This window comes from Hymenobacter agri (genome assembly GCF_054778495.1).
The window spans coordinates 1-508 of sequence record NZ_BAAGZM010001328.1; the positions used below are offsets into that span (position 1 = coordinate 1).

Genomic DNA, 508 nt, shown 5'->3' on the forward strand with positions numbered 1-508 from the left:
GTTGATGAGAAACTGCGGGGCCAGCACCAGCCCGGCCCCGAGCAGCAGCACCGCCCCAAACCACAGCGCGTAGTTCAGCAGCTGCATCGACAGCAACGGCTGCCAGCGCTTGAGGTAAGGCGTGGGGTGGCTGAGGTCGAGGCCGGCAAACAGGTGCCGGGCGTAGATGCCGGCCAGCGCCCCCGGGTGCCGGGCCACCAGCGCCAGGTACTGGCCGGGCGAGTCGATTTCAGTGATTCCCTCGGCCCGTAGTATGCCGGCTCCGGTGGCATCGAGAAACAGCAGCTGGCCGGTGGGCAGCTCGCGCCCCACCGACGACTCGTATTTTTCGTGCAGCAGGCCCCACTTCAGCTTTTGCAGGTAAAGGTTGTGAATACCCAACGTTTTGGACTGCGCCAGCACCAGCGGCGTATTGGTGCCGAACTGCCGCCGGTTGATGAGAAACTGCGGGGCCAGCACCAGCCCGGCCCCGAGCAGCAGCACCGCCCCAAACCACAGCGCGTAGTTC

Annotated in this window: 1 protein-coding gene; it reads right to left on the reverse strand. The window is 65.7% G+C overall.

What is annotated here, in order from left to right:
* On the reverse strand, positions 1 to 508 hold a 508-nt coding region (locus ACYVDE_RS26050; RefSeq protein WP_460504394.1), incomplete at both ends, for a hypothetical protein.